Origin of the sequence: Cupriavidus sp. WS (assembly GCF_000395345.1) — a bacterium.
Classification (GTDB): Bacteria; Pseudomonadota; Gammaproteobacteria; order Burkholderiales; family Burkholderiaceae; genus Cupriavidus; species Cupriavidus basilensis_B.
In genome coordinates this window covers 1-6,377 of sequence record NZ_AQPL01000551.1, presented here as the reverse complement: position 1 = coordinate 6,377, position 6,377 = coordinate 1, and the positions used below count along the sequence as shown (strand labels likewise).

Sequence of the window (6,377 nt, the reverse complement as noted above, 5' to 3'; positions counted from 1 at the left end):
GCGGTTTTCCGCGGCGTCCCGCCGGCGTGCCGTGGCCCGGTTTTTCCATTTGTCACACGCGTAGCGCCAGCGCGCCCGTAAGTGACCAGCAGCACTCTTTATGCCCGCCGCCGGCCTTTGCCGGCCGGCGGGCCGCGCCGTATCCGCGCACGCTGCCGGAAGCGCATGCGGCCGATCTCAAATTGCCATCATGGGGTTATCGATGAGGAAGTCCCAACGTATTACCTGCGTTGCCGCTGCCGTTTTGTCGGCGCTGGCGCTCACCGCCTGTGGCGACAAGCAGCCGCAGGGCGGCGCCATGCCGCCGCCCGAAGTGGGCGTCGTCACCGTGACGCCGACCACGGTGTCGGTCATCAATGAACTGCCGGGCCGCCTCGAAGGCGTGCGCACCGCCGAGGTGCGCGCGCGCGTGGCCGGCATCGTGCTGTCGCGCAACTACCGCGAAGGCGGCGAGGTCAAGGCCGGCCAGCTGCTGTTCAAGATCGACCCGGCGCCGTACCAGGCCCAGCTCGAATCGGCCAGGGCGAGCCTGGCGCGCGCCGAGGCCAATGCCGTGGCCGCGCGCCAGAAGGCCGAGCGCTACAAGCCGCTGGTGGCCGTGAACGCGGTCAGCAAGCAGGAGTACGACGAAGCCGTGGCCGCCGCCGGCCAGGCCGCCGCCGACATCGCCTCGGCCAAGGCTGCCGTCACCACCGCCCAGATCAACCTCGGCTACACCGCCGTGACCGCGCCGATCGGCGGCCGCGTGGGCCGCGCGCTGGTGACGGAAGGCGCGCTGGTCGGCAGCGGCGAGGCCACCAAGCTGGCCACGGTCGAGCAGGTCGACCCGATCTGGGTCACGTTCACCCAGCCCGCCAGCGAAGTGATGAAGCTGCAGCGCGCCATCGGCAGCGGCCAGGTCAAGGGCGTGGACGGCGGCGCGCGCGTGCACCTGTTCATCGAGGACGGCCGCGAGTACGAGCAGACCGGCAAGCTGCTGTTCTCCGACATGACGGTCGACCCGACCACGGGCGCCATCACGCTGCGCGCGCAGTTCGCCAATCCCCGCCGCGAGCTGCTCTCGGGCACCTTCGTGCGCGTGAAGATCGAGCAGGGCGTGGACGAGAACGCGCTGACCGTGCCGCAGCGCGCGCTGGTGCGCACGGCGCAGGGCGCCTCGGTGCTGGTGGTGGGCGGCGACGGCAAGGTGGCCTCGCTGCCGGTCACGGCGCCCCAGGCGGTCGGCGAGAACTGGATCGTCACCGCGGGCCTCAAGGGCGGCGAGAAGGTGATCGTCGAGGGCCTGCAGAAGGTCAAGGTGGGCGCGCCCGCCAAGGCCGTGCCGTTCGCGGCGCCAGCTGCCGCGCCTGTTGCCGCCCCCGCCGCCGCGCCTGTCACCGCCGCTTCCGAACCGGCCGCGCAGCCGGCCAGCGCGGGCGCCTCGGCGCCGGCGGCGGTCGCCGCGGAGGCGGACGGCAAGGCGGCCGGCAAGGCAGACAAGCAGGCCGGCGCCAAGCAAGGCTAATCACAGCGCAATACCAAGGGAGCCAGTTCTATGGCCAAGTTTTTCATCGACCGGCCGGTGTTCGCGTGGGTTGTCGCGCTGATCATCGTGCTGGCAGGGGTGCTGTCGATCCTGCAGTTGCCGATCGCCCAGTATCCCAACATCGCACCGCCGACGATCTCGGTCACGGCGACCTACCCGGGCGCATCCGCCAGGACGCTCGAAGACTCGGTCACGTCGGTGATCGAGCAGGAGCTCAACGGCGCGCCGGGGCTGCTGTATTACCAGTCCACCAGTGAAGCCACCGGCCTGGCGACGATCACCATCGCCTTCGATCCGAGCTCCAACGTCGACCTCGACTCGGTCGAGGTGCAGAACCGCCTCAAGCGCGTGGAAGCGCGCCTGCCGGCCGAGGTGCGCCAGCAGGGCGTGCGCGTGGACAAGGCCGGGAACAACTACATGATGTTCCTGACGGTCTCGTCCAAGTCGGGCCGGGCCGATGCCATCGAGCTCGGCAACTACGTCTCGGCCAGCGTGATCGACTCGATCCGCCGCGTGCCCGGCGTGGGCCAGGCCGACCTGTTCGGCACCGAGTACGCCATGCGCATCTGGGTGGACCCGTCCAAGCTGACGGGCTTCAACCTGACGCCGCAGGACGTCACCGCGGCCATCGCCGAGCAGAACGTGCAGGTCGCCGTGGGCGAGCTGGGCGGCGCGCCGTCGCCCAAGGGCACCGAGCTCAACGCCACCGTCACCACCGAAAGCCGCCTCACCACGCCGGAGCAGTTCGCCAACATCCTGCTGCGCGTGAACCCGGACGGCTCCTCGGTGCGCATCAAGGACGTCGGCCGCGTCGAGCTCGGCGGCGCCGACTACTCCACGCTGGCGCGCACCAACGGCAAGCCGGCCGCGGCCATCGCCATCAAGCTCGCGCCGACCGGCAACGCGCTCGCCACCGCCACCGCGGTGCGCGCCAAGATGGAGGAGCTGTCCAAGTTCTTCCCGGGCGACTATGCGTACAGCGTGCCTTACGACACGTCGGCCTTCGTCCAGATCTCGATCGAGGAAGTGATCAAGACCCTGCTCGAAGCCGTGGTGCTGGTGTTCCTGGTGATGTACCTGTTCCTGCAGAACTTCCGCGCCACGCTGATTCCCACGCTGGTGGTGCCGGTGGCGCTGATGGGCACCTTCGGCATGCTGCTGGCGTTCGGCTTCTCCATCAACGTGCTGACCATGTTCGGCATGGTGCTGGCGATCGGCATCCTGGTCGACGATGCCATCGTGGTGGTGGAGAACGTCGAGCGCATCATGAGCGAGGAAGGCCTCTCGCCGCGCCAGGCCACGCGCAAGGCGATGGGCCAGATCACCGGCGCCATCGTCGGCATCACGCTGGTGCTGACCGCGGTGTTCATCCCGATGGCGTTCTTCTCCGGCTCGGTGGGCAACATCTACCGCCAGTTCTCGCTGTCGCTGATCTCGTCGATGGCGTTCTCGGCGCTGCTGGCGCTGACGCTCACCCCGGCGCTGTGCGCGACGCTGCTCAAGCCGGTGGAAGCCGGCCATCACCACGAGAAGCGCGGCTTCTTCGGCTGGTTCAACCGCGGCTTCGCGCGCGCGGCCACCGGCTACCAAGGCGTGGTCGCGCGCATCCTCGGGCGCGCCGGGCGCTACCTGGTCATCTACGCGGTCATCCTGGCCGGCGTGGTGGTGCTGTACATGCGCCTGCCCTCCTCGTTCCTGCCCGACGAAGACCAGGGCTACATGATCACCGTGGTGCAGTTGCCCAACGGCGCCACCCAGGAGCGCACCCTGGGCGTGCTCAAGCAGATCGAGGACTACTACCTGCAGAAGGAAAGCAAGGTGGTGGACCAGATGATCACGGTGGCGGGCTTCTCGTTCTTCGGCCGCGGCCAGAACGGCGGCATCGCGTTCGTCAAGCTCAAGGACTGGAAGGAGCGTACCGGCGCGGACGAGACCGCGCAGGCGCTGGTGGGCCGCGCGTTCGGCACGCTGTCGTTCATCAAGGACGCCATCATCTTCCCGCTCAACCCGCCGGCGATCTCCGAGCTGGGCAATTCCTCGGGCTTCGACTTCCGCCTGCAGGACCGCACCGGCCAGGGCCACGCCAAGCTGATGGAAGCGCGCAACATGATGCTCGGCATGGCCGCGCAGAATCCGGCGCTGGCCGGCGTGCGCCCCGAAGGCCAGGAAGACGCGCCGCAGCTGCAGATCGACATCGACCGCGAGAAGGCGCGCGCGCAGGGGGTCTCGGTGGCGGACATCAACGCCACGCTGGCTATCGCGTTCGGCTCGTCCTACGTCAACGACTTCATCTACGAAGGCCGCGTGCGCAAGGTGATCGCGCAGGCCGAGGGCAGCGACCGCAAGCTGCCCGACGACCTGAGCAAGCTGCGCGTGAAGAACAAGAACGGCGACATGGTCGCGTTCGCCTCGTTCTCCACCTCGCAGTGGATCATGGGCTCGCCGCGCCTGGAGCGCTACAACGGCCTGCCGGCGGTGAAGATCGCCGGCCAGGCGGCGCCGGGCCACAGCACCGGCGAGGCGATGAAGATCATGGAGGACAACTTCGCCAAGCTGCCGCCGGGCCTCGGCTTCGAGTGGTCCGGCCAGTCCTATGAAGAGCGCCTGGCCGGCTCGCAGGAGCCGATGCTGTACACGCTGTCGCTGATCATCGTGTTCCTGTGCCTGGCCGCGCTGTACGAAAGCTGGTCGATCCCGGTCTCGGTGCTGCTGGTGGTGCCGCTCGGCGTGCTCGGCGCGCTGCTCGGCGTGACGCTGCGCGGCATGCCCAACGACGTGTACTTCAAGGTGGGCCTGATCGCCACCATCGGCCTGTCGGCCAAGAACGCCATCCTGATCGTGGAGTTCGCCAAGGACCTGCAGGCGCAGGGCCGCGGCGTGATCGAGGCCACGCTGGAAGCGGTGCACCTGCGCTTCCGCCCGATCCTGATGACGTCGATGGCCTTCATCCTGGGCGTGCTGCCGCTGGCGATCGCCACCGGCGCGGGCTCCGGCGGCCAGCGCGCGATCGGCACCGGCGTGATCGGTGGCATGATCACGGCCACGGTGCTGGCGATCTTCATGGTGCCGGTGTTCTTCGTGGTGATCCGCAGCCGCTTCAAGGGCCGCGCGCCCGAGCAGGACCTGGACCAGGACCCGAAGCAGGATCAGAAGTGGCTCGAACCCAAACAGGAACTCTGACCATGACCAAGACACTGACCACGCTGTTGCTGGTGGCGGGCGTCCTCTCGGGCTGCACGCTGGCGCCGACGTACGAGCGCCCCGCGCCGCCGGTGGCCACGCAGTACCCGGCCGCGCCCGACGGCTACGCAGCGGCCGAGGTGAAGACCGGCGAGACCCGCCGCGCGGCCGACATCGGCTGGCGCGAGTTCTTCCGCGACCCGCGCCTGCAGGCGCTGATCGCGGCCTCGCTCGAGAACAACCGCGACCTGCGCACCGCCGTGCTGCGCATCGAGGAAGCGCGCGCGCAGTACCAGGTGCAGCGCGCCGACCTGCTGCCCACGGTGAACGCCACCGGCGGCTACACGCGCCAGCGCATCTCGGGCGCGCAGTTCGGCTCCAGCCAGGCCGGCACCTCGATCTCCGAGTACTACCAGGCCGGCGCCGGCATCACGTCGTTCGAGCTCGACCTGTTCGGCCGCGTGCGCAGCCTCTCCAACGCGGCGCTGGCGCAATACTTCTCCACCGAGGAGGCGCGCCGCGCGGCGCAGATCTCGCTGGTCTCGGAAGTGGCCAAGGCCTACCTGTCCGAGCGTTCCTTCGCCGAGCAGTACGAGCTGGCGCAGAACACGCTGCGCACGCGCGAGTCCACGCTGGACCTGGCGCGCCAGCGCTTCGACGCCGGCGCCACCTCGGCGCTGGACCTGCGCGACAACGAATCGCTGGTGGCGCAGGCGCGCGTCTCGGCCGCGCAGCTGGCGCGCCAGCGCGCGCAGGCGCAGAACGCGCTCGAAGTGCTGGTGGGCAAGCCGCTCGGCGGCATCGCGGACCTGCCCGAGGCGATGCGCCTGTCGGACGAGCGCATCATCAGCGACATTCCGGCCGGGCTGCCGTCGGACCTGCTCGAGCAGCGCCCCGACATCCGCCAGGCCGAGCAGCAGTTGCTGTCGGCCAACGCCAACATCGGCGCCGCGCGCGCGGCCTTTTTCCCGCGCATCACGCTCACCGCCAACGCCGGCGCGATCAGCCCGACCTTCTCGAGCCTGTTCGATTCCGGCACCGGCGTGTGGTCGTTCGCGCCGCAACTGACGCTGCCGATCTTCGACTACGGCCGCAACCTGTCCAACCTGGACCTGGCCAACGTGCGCAAGAACATCCAGGTCGCCAGCTACGAGAAGACCATCCAGACGGCCTTCAGCGAAGTGGCGGACGCACTGGTGGCGCGCGGCACGCTCGAAGAACAGGTGCACGGCCAGGAACAGGTGCGCGATGCCGAGCAGGCACGCTTCGAACTGTCCACGGTGCGCTTTCGCAGCGGCGTGGCCAACCAGCTCGACCAGCTCGACGCGCAACGCCAGCTGTTCACCGCCGAACAGGCACTGATCCAGGCGCGCCAACTGCGCCTGAACAACGCCATCGACCTGTACCGCTCGCTCGGCGGCGGCCTGGCCGAAGCCGGCCCCGTGGCGTCAGCCGACAGCATCAAGCCGGCGGTGACAGCGCAGTAAGGCAGCCACAGATAGCTGGAGGTCTGCGCCCCTCCCCCGCAAGCGGGAGAGGGGCGCAGACAATCGGTACGCCGGCCTGGCAGGCAAAAAAAGCGAAGCGCACATGCGCTTCGCTTTTTTTATGGGACGAGGGCAAAGAGAAAGAAAAAAAGGGAGCCACCGTGAGGTTCCCCTTGTTTTTCGCC

General features: G+C 69.0%; 3 protein-coding genes. All 3 read left to right on the top strand.

Going from position 1 to position 6,377, the window contains the following annotated elements; genetic code table 11:
- Positions 1 to 202 precede the first annotated feature (202 nt).
- The 3 genes from K206_RS0134365 to K206_RS0134355 are packed head-to-tail and all read left to right on the top strand — an operon-like array spanning position 203 to position 6,192.
- Positions 203 to 1,504 (top strand): efflux RND transporter periplasmic adaptor subunit, encoded by a 1,302-nt coding sequence (locus K206_RS0134365; protein WP_029044413.1) that lies wholly within the window; start codon positions 203 to 205, stop codon positions 1,502 to 1,504.
- Positions 1,505 to 1,534: 30 nt separating this feature from the next.
- Positions 1,535 to 4,705: an efflux RND transporter permease subunit gene (locus K206_RS0134360; RefSeq protein ID WP_020206804.1), complete on the top strand. Its 3,171-nt coding sequence runs from the start codon at positions 1,535 to 1,537 to the stop codon at positions 4,703 to 4,705.
- A gap of 2 nt (positions 4,706 to 4,707) precedes the next feature.
- A complete protein-coding gene (locus K206_RS0134355) occupies positions 4,708 to 6,192 on the top strand; it encodes an efflux transporter outer membrane subunit (protein WP_020206803.1) in 1,485 nt (494 codons plus the stop codon).
- Positions 6,193 to 6,377 lie beyond the last annotated feature (185 nt).

Excerpts from the sequence above, each read along its gene's own strand:
- K206_RS0134360 (WP_020206804.1), top strand. The coding sequence starts at position 1,535 with ATGGCCAAGTTTTTCATCGACCGGCCGGTGTTCGCGTGGGTTGTCGCG.
- K206_RS0134355 (WP_020206803.1), top strand. The coding sequence starts at position 4,708 with ATGACCAAGACACTGACCACGCTGTTGCTGGTGGCGGGCGTCCTCTCG.
- K206_RS0134365 (WP_029044413.1), top strand. The coding sequence starts at position 203 with ATGAGGAAGTCCCAACGTATTACCTGCGTTGCCGCTGCCGTTTTGTCG.